The sequence below is a fragment of the Pantoea sp. Ap-967 genome, from assembly GCF_011752565.1.
Classification (GTDB): Bacteria; Pseudomonadota; Gammaproteobacteria; order Pseudomonadales; family Pseudomonadaceae; genus Aquipseudomonas.
This window is the reverse complement of the sequence record NZ_VWXK01000035.1, coordinates 45,112-64,721: the sequence shown is the minus strand read 5'-3', so window position 1 is coordinate 64,721 and position 19,610 is coordinate 45,112. Positions and strand designations below refer to the sequence as shown.

Annotated in this window: 18 protein-coding genes; 9 read left to right on the top strand and 9 right to left on the bottom strand. The window is 66.0% G+C overall.

The genetic code is table 11. The annotated features are described in order from the left end of the window. A partial coding sequence (locus F3J45_RS25745; protein WP_370526481.1) for a POTRA domain-containing protein occupies positions 1-373 on the bottom strand: 373 nt, incomplete at its 3' end. A 183-nt stretch (positions 374-556) separates the two neighbouring features. Between F3J45_RS25745 and F3J45_RS25740 the strand changes: the two genes are divergently transcribed. Together F3J45_RS25740 and F3J45_RS25735 are read left to right on the top strand one after the other, a co-directional pair. Continuing rightward, positions 557-1,246, top strand: a complete 690-nt coding sequence (locus F3J45_RS25740) for a response regulator (RefSeq protein WP_370526483.1) — start codon at positions 557-559, stop codon at positions 1,244-1,246. Beyond that, positions 1,243-2,502 carry an ATP-binding protein gene (locus F3J45_RS25735; RefSeq protein WP_167069778.1) on the top strand — a complete coding sequence of 420 codons (1,260 nt, stop codon included), beginning with the start codon at positions 1,243-1,245 and terminating at the stop codon, positions 2,500-2,502. Before F3J45_RS25740 ends, F3J45_RS25735 begins: the two co-directional genes overlap by 4 nt. 75 nt (positions 2,503-2,577) lie before the next feature. Here F3J45_RS25735 and F3J45_RS25730 read toward each other — a convergent pair whose 3' ends face one another. Continuing rightward, a complete protein-coding gene (locus F3J45_RS25730) occupies positions 2,578-3,531 on the bottom strand; it encodes a LysR family transcriptional regulator (RefSeq protein ID WP_167069776.1) in 954 nt (317 codons plus the stop codon). Positions 3,532-3,684: 153 nt separating this feature from the next. Between F3J45_RS25730 and F3J45_RS25725 the strand changes: the two genes are divergently transcribed. The 4 genes from F3J45_RS25725 to F3J45_RS25710 are packed head-to-tail and all read left to right on the top strand — an operon-like array spanning position 3,685 to position 7,413. Beyond that, the gene (locus tag F3J45_RS25725; RefSeq protein ID WP_370526482.1) at positions 3,685-4,506 is read left to right on the top strand and encodes an amidohydrolase; all 822 of its coding nucleotides are present in this window, start codon (positions 3,685-3,687) and stop codon (positions 4,504-4,506) included. Between the two features lie 41 nt (positions 4,507-4,547). Beyond that, the gene (locus F3J45_RS25720; protein ID WP_167069771.1) at positions 4,548-5,897 is read left to right on the top strand and encodes an MFS transporter; all 1,350 of its coding nucleotides are present in this window, start codon (positions 4,548-4,550) and stop codon (positions 5,895-5,897) included. Beyond that, the gene (locus tag F3J45_RS25715) at positions 5,894-6,634 is read left to right on the top strand and encodes an SDR family NAD(P)-dependent oxidoreductase (RefSeq protein WP_167069769.1); all 741 of its coding nucleotides are present in this window, start codon (positions 5,894-5,896) and stop codon (positions 6,632-6,634) included. The genes F3J45_RS25720 and F3J45_RS25715 overlap by 4 nt, the downstream gene beginning before the upstream one ends. Beyond that, positions 6,631-7,413 (top strand): sugar phosphate isomerase/epimerase, encoded by a 783-nt coding sequence (locus F3J45_RS25710; protein WP_167069767.1) that lies wholly within the window; start codon positions 6,631-6,633, stop codon positions 7,411-7,413. The genes F3J45_RS25715 and F3J45_RS25710 overlap by 4 nt, the downstream gene beginning before the upstream one ends. A 308-nt stretch (positions 7,414-7,721) precedes the next feature. Here F3J45_RS25710 and F3J45_RS25705 read toward each other — a convergent pair whose 3' ends face one another. From F3J45_RS25705 to F3J45_RS25695, 3 genes are read right to left on the bottom strand one after another with little or no spacing between them, the layout of a single operon-like run. After that, positions 7,722-8,459: an ABC transporter ATP-binding protein gene (locus F3J45_RS25705; RefSeq protein ID WP_167069765.1), complete on the bottom strand. Its 738-nt coding sequence runs from the start codon at positions 8,457-8,459 to the stop codon at positions 7,722-7,724. Between the two features lie 4 nt (positions 8,460-8,463). Next, on the bottom strand, positions 8,464-9,270 hold the full coding sequence (locus F3J45_RS25700; protein WP_167069763.1) for an ABC transporter permease: 807 nt from the start codon (positions 9,268-9,270) through the stop codon (positions 8,464-8,466). Further along, entirely contained in the window at positions 9,267-10,223 is a 957-nt protein-coding gene (locus tag F3J45_RS25695; protein WP_167069761.1) for an aliphatic sulfonate ABC transporter substrate-binding protein, read from the bottom strand. Before F3J45_RS25695 ends, F3J45_RS25700 begins: the two co-directional genes overlap by 4 nt. Before the next feature lie 367 nt (positions 10,224-10,590). On the opposite strand from F3J45_RS25695, the gene F3J45_RS25690 reads away from it, so the two are divergent. Together F3J45_RS25690 and F3J45_RS25685 are read left to right on the top strand one after the other, a co-directional pair. Continuing rightward, entirely contained in the window at positions 10,591-10,911 is a 321-nt protein-coding gene (locus tag F3J45_RS25690; RefSeq protein ID WP_167069759.1) for a hypothetical protein, read from the top strand. A 196-nt stretch (positions 10,912-11,107) separates the two neighbouring features. Beyond that, the gene (locus F3J45_RS25685; RefSeq protein ID WP_167069757.1) at positions 11,108-11,920 is read left to right on the top strand and encodes an ABC transporter substrate-binding protein; all 813 of its coding nucleotides are present in this window, start codon (positions 11,108-11,110) and stop codon (positions 11,918-11,920) included. Between the two features lie 10 nt (positions 11,921-11,930). Here the strand turns inward: F3J45_RS25685 and F3J45_RS25680 are convergent, their stop codons facing one another. The 4 genes from F3J45_RS25680 to F3J45_RS25665 form a co-directional block, all read right to left on the bottom strand. Next, positions 11,931-12,953 carry an XdhC family protein gene (locus F3J45_RS25680; protein WP_167069755.1) on the bottom strand — a complete coding sequence of 341 codons (1,023 nt, stop codon included), beginning with the start codon at positions 12,951-12,953 and terminating at the stop codon, positions 11,931-11,933. 90 nt (positions 12,954-13,043) lie between these two features. Next, complete coding sequence (locus tag F3J45_RS25675) at positions 13,044-14,390, bottom strand: cytochrome c (protein WP_167069753.1); 1,347 nt, start codon at positions 14,388-14,390, stop codon at positions 13,044-13,046. Positions 14,391-14,403: 13 nt separating this feature from the next. Then, positions 14,404-16,653, bottom strand: coding sequence for a molybdopterin cofactor-binding domain-containing protein (locus F3J45_RS25670; RefSeq protein ID WP_167069751.1), 2,250 nt, complete (start codon positions 16,651-16,653; stop codon positions 14,404-14,406). After that, on the bottom strand, positions 16,653-17,108 hold the full coding sequence (locus F3J45_RS25665) for a (2Fe-2S)-binding protein (RefSeq protein WP_167069748.1): 456 nt from the start codon (positions 17,106-17,108) through the stop codon (positions 16,653-16,655). The genes F3J45_RS25670 and F3J45_RS25665 overlap by 1 nt, the downstream gene beginning before the upstream one ends. A gap of 243 nt (positions 17,109-17,351) precedes the next feature. Between F3J45_RS25665 and F3J45_RS25660 the strand changes: the two genes are divergently transcribed. Beyond that, positions 17,352-19,538, top strand: a complete 2,187-nt coding sequence (locus F3J45_RS25660) for an OsmC domain/YcaO domain-containing protein (protein WP_167069746.1) — start codon at positions 17,352-17,354, stop codon at positions 19,536-19,538. Positions 19,539-19,610: the final 72 nt, after the last annotated feature.

Sequence of the window (19,610 nt, the reverse complement as noted above, 5' to 3'; positions counted from 1 at the left end):
GGAAGATCTCGCCTTCGGCCAGGCCCGACTGCTTCAGGCCCTTCATCAGGTCTTCGGTGCTGATCGCCTTGTTGCCTTCGATCTCGATGCTCGACACCGACGGGCGCTCGACCACGTTGATGATCAGTACATCGCCGTCACGGTTGAGCTGGATGTCCTGGAAGAAGCCGGTCTTGAACAGCGAGCGGGTCGACTCCACCAGGCGGCGGTCGTCGGCCTGGTCGCCGACGTTCAGCGGCAGGGCGCCGAACACGCTGCCGGCGGACACCCGCTGCAGGCCATTGACGCGGATGTCGGCGATCCTGAACGGCGCGGCCTGGGCCACGGAGGCATTGAGCAGCAGGATGGAGAGCAACAGTCGCGGGTAGTTCATCGGGGGTTCCAGGCGGGCGTAGATGGAGCAGCGCGGCGGCTGCCAGGAAGCGGGCGATGAGCATACGGGCGGGCTGTGTTCGGCGCGGTTAACCGAGGGTAAAGATGTGTAAAGTTCGCCCACGCCCTGGCGTGCAGGGGCGATCATGATGGCTTTGCAGAACCTGGCACCCTACCTACCATGATTCCCGTACTGCTGGTCGACGACGACCGCGAACTCACCGAAATGCTTGCCCTGTACCTGGCCCGCGAAGGCTTCCAGGCCACGGCCGTGGCCACCGGCACCGAGGGTGAGAGCCAGGCGCTGAGTGGCCTGTTCCATATCGTGGTGCTCGACGTGATGCTCCCGGACCTCTCGGGAATCGAAGTGCTGCGGCGCATTCGCGCACGCAGCCAGGTGCCGGTGCTGCTGCTGACCGCGCGGGGCGACAACATCGACCGCATTGCCGGGCTTGAGCTGGGCGCCGACGACTACGTGCCCAAGCCCAGTTCGCCCGGTGAGCTGGTGGCGCGCCTGCGTGCCATCCTGCGCCGGGTGCAGCCGCAGGCGCTGGCCGAAAGCCAAGGGGCGGTGTCCATCGGCCGCGGCGCCCTGACCCTGTGGCCGGGCCAGCGCAAGGCGCAGTGGGGCGCCGCCCCGCTGGAGCTGACCGGCACCGAGTTCAGCCTGCTCGAAGCCCTGGCCCGCCAAGCGGGGCAACTGGTGAGCAAGCAAGACTTGTCGCTCAATGCCCTGGGCCGGCCATTGACCCGCTACGACCGGCGTATCGACGTGCACATCAGCAGCATCCGCCACAAGCTTGGCCCACGCGGCGATGGCAGCAGCTGGATCCAGAGCGTGCGGGGCATGGGCTACATGCTGATCGTCGAATGAGGCGCCAACGGCTGTTCTGGAAGCTGTTTCTGGCCTTCTGGCTGGCCAATACCCTGACCTTCCTGGTCGGTGCCGGCACCTTCATGCTCAATGAGCTGCGCGGTGACACCCCGGGCCTGCATTCGATGCTGACCACCGAGTTGAACCTGCTGCACCGCTATGGCGAACAGGCCGGGCGGCAGTTTCTGCAGGTGTCGCCGCAGCCGCCGGACGTGCAGGTGGGGCTGTACGACGGCACGGGCCACTTGCTGGCCGGCCGCGCCGTGGAAACCCCGCGCTTCGAGCGTGCGCTGCTCGATGAGGGCGGCCAGGCGCTGGTGCTGCGGGCGTCGGTGCCGGCCCAGCTGGACGAAGCACCACGCCCACGCGGCATGGGGCCGCTGCTCACCGGTACGCTGATGAGCGCGCTGTTTGCCTTTCTGTGCAGCCTGTACCTGACCCGGCCACTGGCGTGGCTGCGCGAAGCCATGGGCCAGGTGGCCCAGGGCCGTTTCGACGTGCGCGTGCGGCCACGGCTGGGCAAGCGCCGCGACGAGATCGTCGAGCTGGCCGACGATTGCGACCGCATGGCCGGCCAGCTCAAGGCGCTGGTCGAGGCCCAGCAGCAACTGCTGCACGACATCTCGCACGAGTTGCGTTCGCCACTGACTCGCCTGCACGTGGCCATCGGCCTGCTGCGCCAGCAGCCAGACCGCGAGGCGATGCTGGGGCGCATCGAGCGCGAATCACGGCGCATGGACGACCTGATCGAGCAGTTGCTGACCCTGGCGCGGGTCCAGTCGCAGCAGAGCCATGCCGAGCATGGCGAGCTTGATGCGGTGGAGATACTGGCGCAAATCGTTGAGGACGCCCGCTTCGAAGCGGGCATGAAGCAGGCCGAGGTGACCCTGCACGGCGCCGGCACCTTCGTTACCCGCGGCCACGAGGAGCTGTTGTACCGCGCTTTCGAGAACGTGGTGCGCAACGCCGTGCGCTACACCGCGCCCGGCACCGAGGTGCGGGTAGAAGCCGTGCTGGCCGGTGGGGGGGAGCGGCTGCAGGTGCATATCACCGACCAGGGCCCAGGCGTGGAGCCGAGCCGCCTGCAAAGCATCTTCGAGCCCTTCGACCGTGGCGGGCAGGGCGGCGTGGATGGCTTCGGCCTGGGCCTGGCAATCGCCCGGCGGGCCATCGGTTTGCACCAGGGCGGTATCAGTGCCCAGGCGGCTGACGGTGGTGGGCTGTGGGTGAGTATCGAGTTGCCACGCTTGGCGTAACGCGCCGGAATGGGCGGCGCCTGTGCGAATCGCGAGCTGCGCTCGCTCCTACCAGGTATACACAGACGCCACCCCTCACATGCCATGCCCCATATCCTCCCCAATCGCCCGGCCAAGCCGTTGCGCTTGCCCCCGCAGCACCTGCATCAAGTGCAACGCAGCCTGCGACGGCGGCTCGAAGCGTGAATAGACAAAGCTGATATCGAAGGTAATCTCGTCCGCCAGCGGCACCACGGCCAGCCCGCTGTCCTGGGCAACGAACTCGTCGATCACACTGATGCCCATGCCCTGCTTGACCAGCGCCACCGCCTCGTTGGCATTGGTGAACGACAACAGCGACTCCAACTGCAACCCACGGCGTTGGATATGTTCGGCCAGCAGTTGGCCAAACGGCATGTCCGGGCGGAACAGCAGCAGGGCCTGCCCCTGCAACTGCTGCAAGCTCAGCGACGGCTGCTGGGCCAGCGGGTGCCCAGGCTGCAGCACCACCACCATGCGCCCGCGCATGAAGGCCTGGGAGTGCAGGTGGTCATGCACCACCGGCAATGCCGCAATCGACAGGTCGACGGTTTTCGACAGGATCTGGTTGGGCATCGTGTGCATCAGCGAGGTTTGCCACTCGATCTGCAGCGAAGGCGCTTCGCGCTTGAGCTGGGCCAGGGCAATCGGGATCACCACCGTCGACAGCGAGGCGCTGCAGGATATGCGCAGCTTGCGGTGCCCGCCGCTGGCCAGCGACAACGCGCATTCGTTGACCTGCAACGCCGCCTGGTACACCCGCTCGACCTCGCGGTACAGCACCTGCGCCTCGGCGGTGGGCACCAGGCGGTTGTTGATGCGCTCGAACAACCGGTAGGTCAGGCGCCCCTCGATATAGCCAATCAGCTTGCTCACCGCCGGCTGCGACACATACAGCAGCTTCGCCGCCGCGCTGATGGAGCCGGTGAGCATCACCGCGCGAAACACCTCCATGTGCCGCAACTTGAACAGCATGGCGCTGCCGTCTGCGCTTTCCTGGCTGGGGAGCATGGGTATTACCTTCGGTTATGGTCTTGGTTATCTGTGTATGAGCGCAACGGGCACGCCCGCAGTATCGTGAGCCCAGGCCCATCGCCCTGGCGGCGAACAATAACAAGATCTGCAGGCAGGCGCAGTGGCGCTTGCAAGGAACCGCGCTTGAATATCTACGACGAACCAAAGATCGACTGCCATAACCATTTGTTTGACCCTGCACACTTCCCTTACCACCCGCAGGCCCCTTATGCCCCCTCTGGCCAGGAGGTCGCTACCCTGGCGCAGTTCAACCAGGTCATGGACGCCTACGGCGTGCGCCACGCCTTGCTGGTGCAGCCCAACAGCGGCTACCACACCGACAACCGCCTGCTGCTGCAAGCCCTGGCCGGCGGCCAAGGCCGCTTCAAAGGCGTGGCGGTGGTCGAGCGGCAGATCAGCCTTGAGCAACTGGCGGCCTTGCGCGAACAGGGCGTGGTGGGCGTGGCATTCAACCCCGCGCTGTACGGCGTGAAGACCCTGCACGATGCCGGGCCGCTGTTCGGCAAGCTGGCCGAGCTTGGTATGTTCGCCCAGGTGCAGGTCTGCGAGGACCAACTGCTGGACCTGCAATGGTTGATCCAAGGCAGTTCGGCACGCCTGCTGATCGACCACTGTGGCCGCCCCGATGCCACTGCCGGCCTGCAGCAGCCCGGCTTCCAGGCCCTGTTGCGCCTGGCCCGCAGTGGCGCTGCCTGCGTCAAGCTGTCCGGCATGCAGAAGTTCGCCGACGCCGAGGGCCTGTACCAGCAAAGCCATGCCTACGTGGCCGCGCTGCTCGATGCCTTTGGCCCGGATGCCTGCGTGTGGGGCTCGGATTGGCCGTTCATTCGCCAGCACGCACGGGTGGACTACGGCCCGTTGCTGAAACTGGCCGAGCGCCTGATGCCCGACGCCCAGGTGCGGCGCAAAGTGATGTGGGATACCCCGCGACGGCTGTTCGGTTTTGCCTGATTACCCGCATTTGCCATTCCAATAACAACAGAGCAATCGCCATGAACACAGAGCAGAACCTCGGCGTGGGGGTGTTCGACACCCCGGCGCGCGCGCAACAACGAACCCGTACCCGTTTCATGATCCTGGCGCTGATTTCCGGCGGCACCATGATCAACTACCTCGACCGCAGCGTAATGGGCATCGCCGCCCCGAGCATCAGCGCCGACCTTGGGCTGAACGCTGCGATGATGGGGCTGATCTTCTCGGCGTTCTCCTGGACGTACGCCGCCGCGCAGATTCCTGGCGGCATCCTGATCGACCGCCTTGGCACCAAGCTCACCTACTGGCTGGCATTGACCTTGTGGTCGCTGTTCACCGGCCTGCAGGGCCTGGCCCAGGGCTTTCTGTCGCTGCTGGGCATGCGCTTTCTGGTGGGCATGACCGAGGCCCCATGCTTCCCCACCAACAGCCGCGTGGTAGCCACCTGGTTCCCGCAGAGCGAACGGGCCAGGGCCACGGGCATCTACACCTTCGCCGAGTACACCGGGCTGGCATTCCTCACCCCGTTGCTGTTCTGGGTGCTGCACGCCTATGGCTGGCGCTTCCTGCTGATGGCCGTGGGCCTGCTGGGCATCCTCTATGGCCTGGTGTGGTGGCGCAAATACCATGAGCCGCACCAGTCGACATCGGCCAACCAGGCCGAGCTGGACTACATCGCCGCCGGTGGCGGGGTGGTCGATGGCGGGCAGAAGGCCACGGTGTTCCGCTGGTCGCAGATCCCGGCCCTGCTCAAGCACCGCAACATGCTCGGCATCTGCCTGGGGCAGTTCGCCTGCAACTCGACCAACGTGTTCTTCCTGACCTGGTTCCCCACCTACCTGGTCACCGAGCGGCACATGCCCTGGCTCAAGGTTGGCTGGGTGGCGGTGCTGCCGTTCATTGCCGCATCGCTGGGCACCCTGGTTGGCGGCTGGCTTTCCGATGCGCTGCTGCGCCGGGGCTATTCGCTGAACGTGGCGCGCAAGCTGCCGGTGATCGCCGGCCTGCTGACCGCATCGATCATCGTGCTGGCCAACTACGTCGAGTCCGATGTGCTGGTGATTACCATCCTGTGCATCGCCTATTTCGCCCAGGGCATGTCGGCGCTGGCCTGGATGATCGTCTCCGACATCGCGCCCAAGGGCCTGCTGGGCCTGAGCGGCGGTTTGTTCAACCTGTTCGCCAATGCCGCCGGCATCGTCACGCCGCTGACCATCGGCCTGATCGTCAGTGCCACCGGCTCGTTCGTCTGGGCGTTGGCCTTCGTATCGATGATCACCGCGCTGGGTGCGCTGTGCTACCTGTTCATGGTGCGCGACCTGCGTCGCCTGCCGGATATTCCTTCTGTTGATAATGGAGCAAGACAATGAGCCAATCCCTGCAAGGGCAAACTGCAATCGTCACCGGCGGCATGCGCGGCATTGGCCTGGCCATTGCCCAGCGCCTGCACCAGGCCGGGGCCCAGGTGGTGATCTGGGACCTGGCGGTCGAGGGGTGGAACACGGCGGAAAACGGCTTCGAGCCGGTGCTGCGCCAGGCGGTCGACGTGGCCTCGCTGGCCTCGGTGCAAGCGGCCTTTGCCCAGGCGCTGGAGCAGGTCGGGCAGGTTGAGATCCTGGTCAACAATGCCGGCATCAACGGCCCGGTGGTGGCGTCCTGGGAATACCCGCCCGAGGCCTGGGACAAGGTGATCGCCATCGACCTCAACGGCGTGTTCTATTGCTGCCGCACCGCCATCCCGCACATGCGCGAGCGCGGTTATGGGCGCATCGTCAACGTCGCCTCGATGGCCGGCAAGGACGGTGTGCAGTACATCTCGGCGTACTCCGCTGCCAAGGCTGGGGTCATTGCCTTCACCAAGGCCGCGGCCAAGGAGCTGGCCCAGGATGGCGTGCTGCTCAATTGCATCGCCCCGGCCATGGTCGAAACCCCACTGATGGCCGAAATGACTCCCGAGCACATTGCCGCCAGCAAGGCCAAGATCCCTATGGGGCGCTTCCTCAAGGCCGAGGAAATCGCCCATATGGTGACCTGGATCGCCGGCCCTGAGTGCAGCTTCACCACCGGGTTCGTGTTCGACCTCAGTGGCGGGAGGGCGACCTATTGAGGGCGCTGGGCGTTGCCCATCTCACCGCGCTGGACCTGGCGCCGGTCACGCTGGTGCGTGAGGCGGCGCGGGCGGGGTTCGGCGCAGTGGGGCTGCGCTTGCACCCGGTCATGCCCGGTGCCCAGGCCTACCCGCAGCCGGTGGGAAGCCCCGCTGCCCAGGAGCTGCAACGGGTGCTGGTAGGCGAGGGGGTGCGGGTGAGCGATATCGAATTCGTGTCGCTGACCCCGCACCTGCAGGTAGCCGAGTGCGAGGCGTTGTTGGCGGCAGGCGCGGAGCTTGGCGCGGACAGCCTTACGGTTTCTGGCGATGACCACGACTTCGCCAGGCTTTCGCAGACGTTCGCCTCACTGTGCGAGCTGGCCAGCGGCTATGGCCTGCGCGTGGACCTTGAGTTCATGCGCTGGCGCGCGGTTGCGAACCTGCAACAGGCGGTGGCCGTGGTGGCGGCGGCGGGGCAAGGCAATGCCGGGGTGCTGGTGGATGCGCTGCACCTGTTTCGTTCAGGTGGCGATGCGCAGGCGATTGCCCAGGTGCCGCCAACGTATCTGCGTGCGGTGCAGCTGTGCGATGCACCGCTGCTGGCGCCGCCTGAAGGGTTGATTATCCCGGAAGCCAGGGAAGGCCGGCTGCTGCCGGGCCAGGGGGAGTTGCCGTTGGTGGCGCTGCTCGATGCGTTGCCTGCCGATGTGGCGGTGAGTGTGGAAACGCCTTCAGCGTTGCTGGCCAGTGCTGATCGCCTACCCGCAGCGTATTGGGCCGCGTCTTCGTTTCTTTGATCGCCGGGCATTATTGCAGCAACATCCTGTAGGAGATAACCCAGCCCTAACCCTGGGCTGCCGATCAAGCGCCCATCTCCAGGCCAGCGCCACCCCCGGTAGGAGCGAGCGCAGCTCGCGATGGGGCGCGCAGCGGCCCCAGGGTTTCAGTCTCGCGGCTCATAGTGCTGGGGCTGCTTTGCAGCCCATCGCGAGCTGCGCTCGCTCCTACCGGGTCCCGTGGGAGCGGGCTTGTCGAGGCGTCGAACCGCCGCGAACACCGGCAAAGCCGGTGCCATGTTCCCAGCCCTGTAGGCGCGAACGGGCCGCTAGATCACCCGGGCATCGTGCAACGCCTCCAGCGCCTGGCTGCGTAAACGCGCCAGGCGCTCGTCCGTTCGCTCCCGTGGATACTCCAACCCCACCCGCAACGTCCGGCAAACGGTGCCAGGCCGGTTGCCGATCACCAGCACGCGGTCACTCAAGTAAAGCGCCTCGTCCACATCGTGGGTCACCACCAGCAAGGCGATGCCGTGCTTGCGGGCCAGGGCCAGCAACAGGTCCTGCAACTTGAAACGGGTGAAGGCGTCCACCGCACTGAACGGCTCGTCCAGCAACAGCAACTGCGGCTGGCCATACAGGCCGCGGGCGATGGCCACGCGCTGGGCCATACCGCCGGACAACGCCTTGGGCAGTGCCTCGGCGAAACCGCCCAGGCCAACTTCCTCGATCAGCGCGGCGACCCGTGCGCGGTCGTAGCGCCGGTCTTCGCTAAAACCGATATTGTCGGCCACGTTCAGCCAGGGCATCAGCCTGGGTTCCTGGAAAATGAAACCGACCTGCTCGGGGCAGCGCTGGAGGCGCCCGGTGAAGTGCGTGTCCAACTGCGCGACCAGGCGCAGCAGGGTGCTTTTGCCACAGCCGCTGGGGCCGAGCAGGCTGACCACCTCGCCGGGTTGCAGTTGCAGGTCGATCGGCCCCAGTACCGGTGTATCACCGAAGGCCTTGGCCTGCACCTGCAGGTCAAGCAGCGGGGCGATGGGGGGTGTGCGCAAGGGTTGGTTCATCGGTTCAGGCCTTGGTGTCGGTGCCATCGAAAGTGTCACGCCAGGCCAGCCAGCGCCGTTCCAGGGTGGCCAGTAGGCCGTCGGTGAGCTTGCCGAGCAGCGCCAGCACGATGATCGCCGCCAGCACCAGGTCGGGCCGCGACGTTTCCCGGCCGTCGCTGAGCAGGTAGCCAAGGCCGCGAGTGGCAGCGATCAGTTCGGCGGCCACGAGGAACATCCAGCTCAGGCTCAGGGCGCTGCGCAGCCCGGTGAACACGCCGGGAATGGCCGCAGGAAGCAGCACCCGGCGGGCCAGGCGCAGGGGGCCGAAGCCGTACATGCGCGCCACCTCGACCAGCTTGCGGTCGATGTTGCGGATCGCCGCCACGCCATTGAGGTACACCGGGAAGAACGCGCCAATGGCAATCAGGGTGACCTTGGAGGTTTCGCCGATGCCCAGCCACAGCAGCAACAGCGGCACCCAGGCCAGGCTAGGGATCGCCCGCAAGCTGGCGAAGGTGGGCTCCAGCCAGGCTTCGGCCTCGCGGCTCAGCCCAACCCAGGCGGCAAACAGCAGGCCGAGCAGGGCGCCGATGGCAAAGCCGGCCAGCACCCGGGTCAGGCTGGCGCCGATGTGTTTCCACAGGGCGCCATCAGCCAGTTGCAGCAAGGTCTGGAACACCTCGCTGGGCGTGGGCATCTGGTAGGCGGCGATCCAGCCCAGGCGCACCACGGCTTCCAGCAACACGATCAGCACCAGGGGCAGGGCCAGGCCCTTGAGCCGCCGTGGCCATTGGCGCGGCCTGCGTGCCGGCAGGGCGCTGGCGGTCATTCGGCACTGGCCTTGGCGAAGGAGGGGTCGATCAACTGGTCGATCACCTGGTTGACGTCGACACCCCGCTTGACCAGCTCCTCAGACACCAGGATCGGCGCGGCGGACTTCGACGCCGCCACATCCTCGGCACTCAACTGCGGCGTGCTCAGGTCGGTGCGCGACAGCTGCAGCTTGGCCACGTCCAGCGGCAGCTTGGATTCCTCGGCCAGCAGCTTGGCGAATTCATCGGGGTGGGCGATGGCCCAGTGGCGGGCCTTTTCATAGGCCTTGATGACCGTGGCGATGGTTTGCGGGTGCTGCTTGGCAAAGGTTTCAGTCACGCTGACCACGCCGTAGCTGTTGAACGCCTTGTTGCGGTACAGCAGGCGCGAGCCGGCCTGCAGTTCGCTGGCGGCCATGTGCGGGTCCAGCCCGGCCCAGGCGTCCACATCGCCTTTTTCCAGCGCTGTGCGGCCGTCTGGGTGCTGCAAGTGCAACAGTTCCACGTCGTTCTTGCTCAAGCCGGCCTGCTCCAGCGCGCGCAGGGTGAACAGGTAAGGGTCGGTGCCTTTGGTGGCGGCGATTTTCTTGCCCTTGAGGTCGGCCAGGGTGTTCAGCGCCGAGCCCTTGGCCACCACCAGCGCCGTCCATTCGGCGCGGCTGTAGACGTACACCGACTTGATCGGGCTGCCGTTGGCGCGGGCCAGCACGGCCGAGAGGCTGGCCGATGAGCCGAAGTCGGCGCCGCCGCTGTTGAGGTATTCCAGCGAACGGTTGCTGCCCTGGCTGAACACCCAGCTGACCTTGGATTCAGGCAAGGCCTGCTCCAGCCAGCCGAAGTGCTTGAGCACCAGGCTGACGGGTGAGTAGTAGGCGTAGTCCAGGCGCACTTCCTTGGGGGCGGTTTCGGCGTGGGCAAGCGAGGTGAAGGCCAGGGCGAGCAGGCCGGTGGTGAGTGTGGTCAGGCGCATTGCAGGGTCCAGTCGAATGAGGGGATGCCCCTTCGATTGCAGGTGGCATGCCATTTCGCCAGCTTGCGCACCGTCGGTTGGCGCGAGCCCCGTGGGTGCGGGCCTTGCGGCAACGGCGCCATTGCCCGGGCGTGCGTCAATCAGCGCCAAGGGGGTGTGTGGATGCTGTAGGGTTTGCGTACAGTCTGTTGGTCGGCTGTTGCCTGGCGGGCAGCAGCCGAATGGCGCACGGCACTAGGGCGGCGGCCTTGATTGTGGTATACAAGGCTCCATACCCACGCCATTTTTGCCTGGCACCTGGATGCGTTCAGGCGTGGCGGGTTTTTCCCTGCACCTGCTCCTTTTACCGTGAAACGGAGATTCGAAGATGACCGCCACCGACCGTCTGAGCCTGCTGCAGTACGAGCACCTGGGCCTGGACGATGTTGCCGCCGCCGAGTTCAAGATCGCCCTCGAAGCGCTGCGCAAACTGGCTCTGGAAGACCGCTATGAACACCCGGCGGCCTTGCACCTGGGCGATATCGCCGACAGCGAGAACCGCCAGCAACTGGCCGAAACCAAGGGCTGGGGCATTGGCTTCCTGCAGGGGCTGACCTGCGCCAAGGCACTCACGCCCGACCAACTGGAGGCCCTGCGCCAGGTCTTCCAGGGGGCGGCAGAGCGCGCCATCAAGCGGATGTGCCGGTGAGCTGAGGCTGCCCGCCGCCCGCTGCCGGTTTGCCAAGGCCGGGGCCGACCTTCCAGCGTCGCGCCCCGGCCTTCGTGTTTCCGGCGCCCAGGGCCGCAGCAGATGAAAAACCTGGCGGCTGGCCGATCCTGGTCCAGACTGTTCAATGCACGCGGCTACCGCTGCCGCTGATAGCAATGGATTGTGAGGGGTGTAGATGATCGAGCGCTGTCGTTGCCGGTCCCTGCTGTCGCTCTTGCTGATGCTGCTGCCGAGCCTGGCGCTGGCGGATGAGACGTGCCGTCAGCTGACGGCGACCGGTAACCCCGAGTACCCCCCGTACCTGTGGCGCGACCCGCAGAACCCCCAGCAGCTGATCGGCGCCAACGCCGATTTGCTCAAGCAGGTGGGCGCAGCGCTGGGCGTGGAGGTGACGGTGGTCTACGCCGGGCCCTGGTCGCGGGCCCAGGAGGAAGTGCGCACCGGTCGTATCGACCTGATGGCGGGCTACTTCATGACCCAGGAACGCCAACAGCAGATGGATTTCGTCAGCCCGCCGTTCCTGCACACCCCAAGTGTGGTCTGGGTGCGTGAGGATGCGCCCTTCGCCTACCACGGCTGGGCAGACCTCAAGGGGCACACCGGCGGCACCCTGGTGAGCAACAGCCATGGCCAACAGTTCGATGACTTCGCCAGGGCCAACCTGCGGCTCGAAGCGGTGCCCAGCGCCAAGCAGGCGTTCGAAAAACTGCTGCTCAAGCGCAATGACTATGTGATCTACGAGCAGTACCCAGGCATGGCCCTGGCGCGCACCCAGGGTTGGGAGCCGCAATTGAAGGTGCTCGACCCGCCGGTGTCCAGCGAGGGCCTGTACCTGGCGCTGTCCCATGGGTCGCCGTGCAACCAGCCGGCCCTGCGCGAGCAGTTGGCGAACAAGATGAAGGAACTGGTGGCCGGCCCGCTACCGGAGCAGTTGGTGAAAAATAACCTGGAGCGCTGGAAGCAGCAGCATGCAAGCGCGCAACCTTGAGCCGCGACTGTCAGCTTGCCGCCTGTGGCTGCTCCAGCGCGCGCTTGGCTTTGCTGACATTCACCTCTCCAGGCAAGGCAACGCCGTTCTTCACCGCCAATACTTCCGCCATCACGCTGACGGCGATTTCCGCCGGGGTCTTGCTGCCGATATAGATGCCGATTGGGCCATGCAAGCGCTGCAGGGTGGCTTCGCTTTCGCCGAAGTGCACCCGTAGCCGCTCGCGGCGTAACTGGCTGTTGCGCCGTGAACCGATGACGCCGATGTAAAATGCCGGGCTGTGCAGGGCTTCGAGCAGCGCCAGGTCGTCCAGCTTGGGGTCGTGGCTCAGGCCGATCACAGCGCTGCGCACATCGGGGGCAAAGGCGCGCACGCCATCGTCCGGCATGGCAACGAGCTTCTCCACCCCCGCGACGTTCCAGGCGCCCATGTACTCGGGGCGGGGGTCGCACACCGCCACCTTGAAACCGTTGAACAGGGCCATGCTGGCCAGGTATTCGGCAAGCACGCCGGCACCGATCAGCAACAGCCGATAACCAGGGCCCAGGGGGTTGCGCAGGTGGCTGCCGTCGAAAACGAACGGTGCGGGGGCGAGGGTGGCAGTGAGGGTTGCCTGGCCGCTGGCCAGGTGCAGTTCGCGTTGCACCAGCTTGCCAGCATCCAGCAGCGCCAGCAGCTGCACCAGGCTGGCCAGGGCCGGGGTGAATTCCAGCACCAGCTCCAGGGTGCCCCCGCAGGGCAGGCCAAAGCGGTGCGCTTCGTCGGCGCTGACGCCGTAACGCGCCAGTTGCGGCAGGCCTTGCGGCATGCCGCTGCCCTGGTAGGCGGTGGTGTAGCGGTGGATCAGGTCGTCCTCGATGCAGCCGCCGGAAACGCTGCCGATCACCCGGCCATCGCCGCGCAGGGCCATCATCGAGCCCACCGGGCGCGGTGATGAGCCCCAGGTACGGGTCACGGTGGCCAGCATGACGCGCTCGCCAGCCTGGAGCCAGTCGTGGGCGGTGCGCAGTACCAACAGGTCGATGCTTTCCATGGAAAGTCCTAGGTCATGATTTACCCGTGCCAACCTCTCCCTTGTAGGAGCGGGCTTGCCCCGCGAAGAGGCCGGCACAGGCGACACCACTCAACGCATGTGCAAGATGATCGGGCTGCTGCTGGCCGGGTCGGTGCGTGCCCGCAACGCGCCAACTGCCTGCGCATCCACCGCACCGCCATGGTTACCCCAAGTGCTGCGCACAAAACTCAGCACGTCGGCTATTTCCTGGTCGCTCAACTGCTCACGGAATGCGGGCATGCGGTAGGCATCCGGTATGCCTGCCGCAACGATGCGTTGCGATCCGTTGAGGGTGATGTTGACCGCCGAGGCATGCTCCGTGGTCAGGGCCGAGGTCGCCCCCGCCAACGGCGGCATCCATTCGCGCTGGCCCTTGCCGTCCAGGCCATGGCACGAGGCGCAGCGGTTGACGTACACCTGCGCACCGGCGCTGCCCAGGCGGGCGGTGGCGAAGGCGCTCTGGTACTGCCAGGGTGGGCCGTCGCGCTGGGGGTCGCCGGGCAGCGACTTGAGGTAACGGGCGATTGCCTTGAGGTCGTCGTCGGCCATGAACTGGGTGGAGTTGTTGAACGCCTCGGTCATCGACCCGTAGACCACGGCGTGCTGGTTGCGCCCGGTCTTGAGGAAGCTGACGATGTCCGCCTCGTTCCAGCGGCCTAGGCCGGTGTTGGGGTCGCTGCGCAGGCTGGGCGCGTACCAGCCATCGAGCAAGGCGCCCGCCAGGAACGGCGCCCCGGCTTCGTCCAGGGCTTTTTCGTTGAACGCCAGGCCGCGCGGGGTATGGCAGCTGCCGCAGTGGCCCGGGCCCTGGACGATATAGGCGCCGCGGTTCCACAGCGGGTCTTGCCCGGGCTTGCTGGCGTAAGGGCTGTCGGCGGCGAACAGGCCGTTCCACAGGGCGATGGGCCAGCGCAGGTTCAGCGGCCAGGGAATGTCGCTCTTGAGGTTCGCTTGCTGCACCGGCTGCACACCTTTCATGAAAAAGGCATACAAGGCGCGCACATCGTCATCGCTGAGCTTGGCGTAGGACGGGTAGGGCATGGCCGGGTACAGCCGCCGGCCACCGGGCGCGACGCCGTGGCGTACGGCACGGTCGAAATTGGCGAGGCTGTAGCGGCCAATGCCGGTGTCGCGGTCGGGGGTGATGTTGGTGGCATGGATCGCGCCCAGTGGCGTGGCCATTTCCAGCCCTCCGGCGAACGGCTTGGCATCGGGCAGGCTATGGCAGGCCACGCAGTCGCTCAGCCGCGCGACGTACTCGCCGCGGCTGACCAGCTCCGGGTCCAGGCGCACGTCCGGCTCCACGGAAAACGGCGTGGCCGGTTCCCGGGTGACGTACCAGGCCAGTACCCCGGCCGCGACCAGGCATGGCAGGGTCAGCCAGCCAAGGGTCCTTGCAATACGACGCTGGGTCATGGGGATATCCCTGTCAGCTGAAGGTGTGGCGGCTCATGGGCAGGCTACGCACGCGCTGGCCGGTCAGTTGCGCCACCGCATTGGCCACGGCAGGCGCCACCGCCGGCAGCGGCGGTTCGCCAATGCCGCCCATCTTCGCCCCGCTTTCGACGATGCGCACATGCACTCGGGCCATGCGCGAGGGCGGCAGAATCGGGTACAGGTCGTAATTGCGTGCGCGCGGCTTGCCATCGATGATCACCGTCTCTTCCACCAGGGTTTGCGACAGGCCCAGGGCCACGGCGCCGTTCACCTGATGCTCGATGATCGCCGGGTTGACGATGCTGCCGGGGTCGATGGCCTCCCAGATGTCGTGCACCTTGACCTGGCCATTTTCGATCGACACCTCAGCAATGGCCGCCGCTTGCGAACCAAACGGCGAGGCCATGGCGATGCCCCGGGCGCGCCGGGTGCCGTCCTCGGCGGTGAACGGCCCGCGTTTCCAGCCACCGGCCAGGTCGGCCACCGCATGCAGCAGGTTGGTCAACCGCGCGTTGCCCTGCAGCAGGTGCAGGCGCAATTCGAAGGGGTCCTTGCCGCCTTTGTCGGCCAGCTCGTCGAGAAACGATTCATAGAAGAAGTCGTTCAGCGAGTTACCCACCGAACGCCAGTAGCCGAGCATGGCCGGGCCCTTGACGTAAATTTGCGCGGTGCGCTTGTTGGGGATGTTGTAAGCCTTGCCCGACAAACCCTCGACGGCAGTCGGGTCCACCTTGTCGCCTTGCTTGCCGGCCAGGGCCTCGGTCGGCCCTTCCGTGGCGCTTACGGCCTCGATGGCCACCGGCAGGCCGTCGGCGTCGAGCCCTGCACGGAACTTGACCACCGCCACCGGGCGCAGCACATCGCGCAGGAATTCCTCTTCACGGCTCCAGATCAGCTTCACCGGGCGGCCCACCGCCTTGGCCAGGGCAATGGCCTGGGGGTAGGGGTTGGCCGAGTCGTAGAGGAAATGCCGGCCAAAGAAGCCACCCAGCAAGGGTGAATGCAGGGTGACCTGTTCGATGGCCAGGCCGGTGCGCTTGGCAATGTCGTCGCGGAACATGTCTGGCGCCTGGTTGGGCAGCCATACCTCCAGTGTGCCATCGGGGTTGAAGCGGGCGAGGGCGGACGGCGGCTCCAGCTGGGCGTGGTTGAGGTACTGGTTGTGGTAGCTGGCCTCGACCCGGGTCTTGGCGTTGGCCAGGGCAGTGGCGATATCGCCTTCGTTTTCCTCATCGCGCGAAGGCCCTTCAACCTTGGCCAGGTGTTCGCGCCACCCATCGCTGGAAAAGTCTGCCGGCATTGCCCTTAGCGGGGTGCCTGCTGGCGCCTCCTGCCAGTCGACCTGGATGGCCTCGACGGCGCGCTTGGCATGCCACCAGCGCTGCGCGACCACCGCCACGGCGCCGGGCAGCTGATGCACCGAGTGCACCCCCGGCATGGCCTTGACCTGGTCTTCGTTGCGCAGGCTGGCAACCGTCATGCCCAGGCGCGGGGCGTGCTGAACGGCGGCATGGAGCATGCCGTCGACCTTGATGTCGATGCAGTACACGGCCCTGCCGGTGGACTTGTCGTAAGCGTCCAGGCGCCGCACCGGCTTGCCGATCCAGCGGAACTGGCTGGGGTCGCGCAGCTTGACGCTGGCCGGGTCCGGCACCGGCAGGTCCATGGCGCGGCCGGCCAGTTCGCCATAGGCCAGCGAGCGGCCCGAGGCGCCATGCAGCACCTTGCCAGGCTCGCTGCTCAGTTCGGCGAGCGGCACGCCCCACTGCTCGGCGGCTGCCTGCAGCAGCATGGCCCGGGCCAGGGCGCCCAGGCGGCGCATGGTCGGGTAGCTCATGCGCACCGACATGCTGCCGCCGGTGATGCGCATGCCATTCTCCATCACCACGTAGGCCTCCCCGGGCGGGGCGCTGTCGACCACGAACTGGGCCGGGTCGACGTCCAGCTCCTCGCCAACGATCTGCGCCATGGCGGTGAACGGGCCTTGGCCACCCTCCATGAACGGGCTGAGCAGGCGTACCGTGCCGTCCGGGCGTATTTCCAGGAAGGCCGGCACCTGGGTGCCGCGTTCCACCGTGGCGGTGGCGGCTGCCTGCACCCGGGACGCCCCCAGCGGCAGGCCGAAGCCCAGCACCAGGGCGCCCGCAGCGGTGCCGACCAGGAAGCGCCGGCGCGACAGGTTGACGGTTTCGCCGCGTTGCAGCCTGAGCAGTTCGGCGGGGGTATCGACGGGCGTGTTCATCAGGCCTGCTCCCCTTGTGCCAGTGCGTGCACGGCGGCATGGATGGCGTTGTAGGTGCCACAGCGGCACAGGTTGACCATCGCCGCGCTGATCTGCTCGTCGCTGGGCTTGGGGGTGTGCTTGAGCAGCGCCGTGGCCGCCATCACCTGGCCAGACTGGCAATAGCCGCACTGCGCCACCTGGTGCTCCACCCAGGCCGCCACCACGCGCTTGCCGACCGCGTCGGCCTCGACCGCCTCGATGGTGGTCACATCGCGCCCGACCACGCCGGCCACCGGGGTGACGCAGGCGCGCACCACATTGCCGTCCACCAGTACCGAGCAGGCGCCGCACTGGGCCAGGCCGCAGCCATACTTGGTGCCGGTCATGCCCAGGTCGTCACGCAGTACCCACAGCAGGGGCGTGTCGGCCTCGGCGTCGACCTGGTAGGTCTTCTGGTTGATTCGAAGTTCCATGGCTCACCTGCTGATCATCGGTTGAAGGCGTTTGCTGTCTGCAGGGGAATACGTTGTTCCCCAATGCAGAAACGCTAGCACAGGGGCTTGCGCCGAAGATGAGGGCCGACCGCAGGTGCGCAGGATCAGGCAAGCAATTCGGTGGAATGCGCAAAGGGTGAGGGCGGGGAGGACTTCCAGGCGGAAAACCCGGATAATGCCGGCCAATTTCGTTTTGCACGCTTAAATCACGGTAATTCCCGCATGGAAATCAAGGTCAATTTTCTCGACAACCTTCGTCTTGAAGCCAAGTTCGACGACTTCACGGTGATCGCCGACCAGCCGATCCGCTACAAGGGCGACGGTTCGGCCCCGGGCCCGTTCGACTATTTCCTGGCCTCGTCGGCCCTGTGCGCGGCGTATTTCGTCAAGCTGTACTGCCAGACCCGTGATATCCCCACCGAAAATATCCGCCTGTCGCAGAACAACATCGTCGACCCGGAGAACCGCTACAACCAGATCTTCAAGATCCAGGTCGAGCTGCCCGAGGACATCTCCGAGAAGGACCGCCAGGGCATCCTGCGCTCGATCGACCGCTGCACCGTGAAAAAGGTGGTGCAGACCGGCCCCGAGTTCATCATCGAGGAAGTCGACAACCTCGACGCCGATGCCCAGGGCTTGCTGATGCCGGTGGCCGACACCACCACCTACATTCCTGGCAAGGACCTGCCGCTGGAGCAGACCATCGCCAACATGTCGGCGATTCTCGCGGGCCTGGGCATGAAGATCGAAATCGCTTCATGGCGCAACATCGTGCCCAACGTGTGGTCGCTGCACGTGCGCGATGCCCAGTCGCCGATGTGCTTCACCAACGGCAAGGGCGCCACCAAGGAGGCTGCGCTGGCCTCGGCGCTGGGCGAGTTCATCGAGCGGCTGAACTGCAACTTCTTCTACAACGACCAGTTCTGGGGCGAAGACATCGCCAATGCGCCGTTCGTTCACTACCCGAACGAGCAGTGGTTCAAGCCAGGCCCCAAGGATGCGCTGCCGGAAGAAATCCTCGACGAACACTGCCTGGAAATCTACAACCCCGACGGCGAACTGCGCGGCTCGCACCTGTACGACACCAACTCGGGCAACACCGCCCGCGGCATCTGCTCGCTGCCGTTCGTGCGCCAGTCGGATGAACAGGTGGTGTACTTCCCGTCCAACCTGATCGAAAACCTGTTCCTGAGCAACGGCATGAGCGCTGGCAACACCCTGGCCGAAGCCCAGGTGCAGTGCCTGTCGGAAATCTTCGAGCGGGCGGTGAAACGCGAAATTCTGGAAGGCGAACTGGCCCTGCCGGACGTGCCGCACGCGGTGCTGGCCAAGTACCCGGGCATTCTCGCCGGCATCCAGGGCCTGGAAGAGCAGGGCTTCCCGGTGCTGGTCAAGGACGCTTCGCTGGGCGGTGAATTCCCGGTGATGTGCGTGACCTTGATGAACCCGCGTACCGGCGGCGTGTTCGCCTCGTTCGGCGCCCACCCAAGCCTGGAGGTGGCGCTGGAGCGCAGCCTCACCGAACTGCTCCAGGGCCGCAGCTTCGAGGGCTTGAACGACCTGCCGCAGCCAACCTTCGAAAGCCATGCGCTGACCGAGCCGAACAACTTCGTCGAGCACTTCATCGACTCCAGTGGCGTGGTGTCGTGGCGGTTCTTCAGCGCCAAGGCCGACTTCGACTTCGTCGAGTGGGATTTCTCCGGCCATGGCGAAGACTCCAACGCCCAGGAAGCCGCTACCCTGTTCGGCATCCTCGAAGGCCTGGGCAAGGAAGTGTACATGGCCGTGTACGACAACCTTGGCGCCACTGCCTGCCGGATTCTGGTGCCGGGCTACTCGGAAATCTACCCGGTCGAGGACCTGATCTGGGACAACACCAACCGTGCCCTGGGCTTCCGTGCCGATATCCTCAACCTGCACAGCCTCGACGACCGCGCCCTGCGCGCGCTGCGCCGGCGCCTGGAAAACTGCGAGGTGGACGACTACACCACCATCACCACGTTGATTGGCGTTGAGTTCGACGACAACACGGTGTGGGGGCAGTTGACCATCCTGGAGCTCAAACTGCTGATCTGCCTGGCGCTCAAGCGCTTCGAAGACGCCAAGGAACTGGTCGAGGCGTTCCTGCAGTTCAACGACAACACCGTCGAGCGCGGCCTGTTCTACCAGGCGTTGAACGTGGCGCTGGAAGTGCAGCTGGACGATGAGCTGCAGATGCAGGACTACGAGGTGAACTTCCGTCGCATGTTCGGCAACCCACGGATGGATGCGGTGTTGGGCTCGCTCGATGGCAGCGTGCGCTTCCACGGGTTGACCCCAACCAGCATGAAGCTCGAAGGGCTGGACCGTCACCTGCGCCTGATCGAAAGCTACAAGAAACTGCACGCAGCGCGGGCCAAGTTCGCCTGACCCGGCGCCGCTTCGCGAGCTTCGCTCGCTCCTACCAGGCTTTGCACAGCCCCTCGTAGGAGCGAGCAAAGC

Excerpts from the sequence above, each read along its gene's own strand:
- F3J45_RS25685 (WP_167069757.1), top strand. The coding sequence starts at position 11,108 with ATGATCGAGCGCTGTCGTTGCCGGTCCCTGCTGTCGCTCTTGCTGATG.
- F3J45_RS25700 (WP_167069763.1), bottom strand. The coding sequence starts at position 9,270 with ATGACCGCCAGCGCCCTGCCGGCACGCAGGCCGCGCCAATGGCCACGG.
- F3J45_RS25675 (WP_167069753.1), bottom strand. The coding sequence starts at position 14,390 with ATGACCCAGCGTCGTATTGCAAGGACCCTTGGCTGGCTGACCCTGCCA.
- F3J45_RS25720 (WP_167069771.1), top strand. The coding sequence starts at position 4,548 with ATGAACACAGAGCAGAACCTCGGCGTGGGGGTGTTCGACACCCCGGCG.
- F3J45_RS25690 (WP_167069759.1), top strand. The coding sequence starts at position 10,591 with ATGACCGCCACCGACCGTCTGAGCCTGCTGCAGTACGAGCACCTGGGC.
- F3J45_RS25705 (WP_167069765.1), bottom strand. The coding sequence starts at position 8,459 with ATGAACCAACCCTTGCGCACACCCCCCATCGCCCCGCTGCTTGACCTG.
- F3J45_RS25660 (WP_167069746.1), top strand. The coding sequence starts at position 17,352 with ATGGAAATCAAGGTCAATTTTCTCGACAACCTTCGTCTTGAAGCCAAG.
- F3J45_RS25680 (WP_167069755.1), bottom strand. The coding sequence starts at position 12,953 with ATGGAAAGCATCGACCTGTTGGTACTGCGCACCGCCCACGACTGGCTC.
- F3J45_RS25730 (WP_167069776.1), bottom strand. The coding sequence starts at position 3,531 with ATGCTCCCCAGCCAGGAAAGCGCAGACGGCAGCGCCATGCTGTTCAAG.
- F3J45_RS25715 (WP_167069769.1), top strand. The coding sequence starts at position 5,894 with ATGAGCCAATCCCTGCAAGGGCAAACTGCAATCGTCACCGGCGGCATG.
- F3J45_RS25665 (WP_167069748.1), bottom strand. The coding sequence starts at position 17,108 with ATGGAACTTCGAATCAACCAGAAGACCTACCAGGTCGACGCCGAGGCC.
- F3J45_RS25670 (WP_167069751.1), bottom strand. The coding sequence starts at position 16,653 with ATGAACACGCCCGTCGATACCCCCGCCGAACTGCTCAGGCTGCAACGC.
- F3J45_RS25695 (WP_167069761.1), bottom strand. The coding sequence starts at position 10,223 with ATGCGCCTGACCACACTCACCACCGGCCTGCTCGCCCTGGCCTTCACC.
- F3J45_RS25735 (WP_167069778.1), top strand. The coding sequence starts at position 1,243 with ATGAGGCGCCAACGGCTGTTCTGGAAGCTGTTTCTGGCCTTCTGGCTG.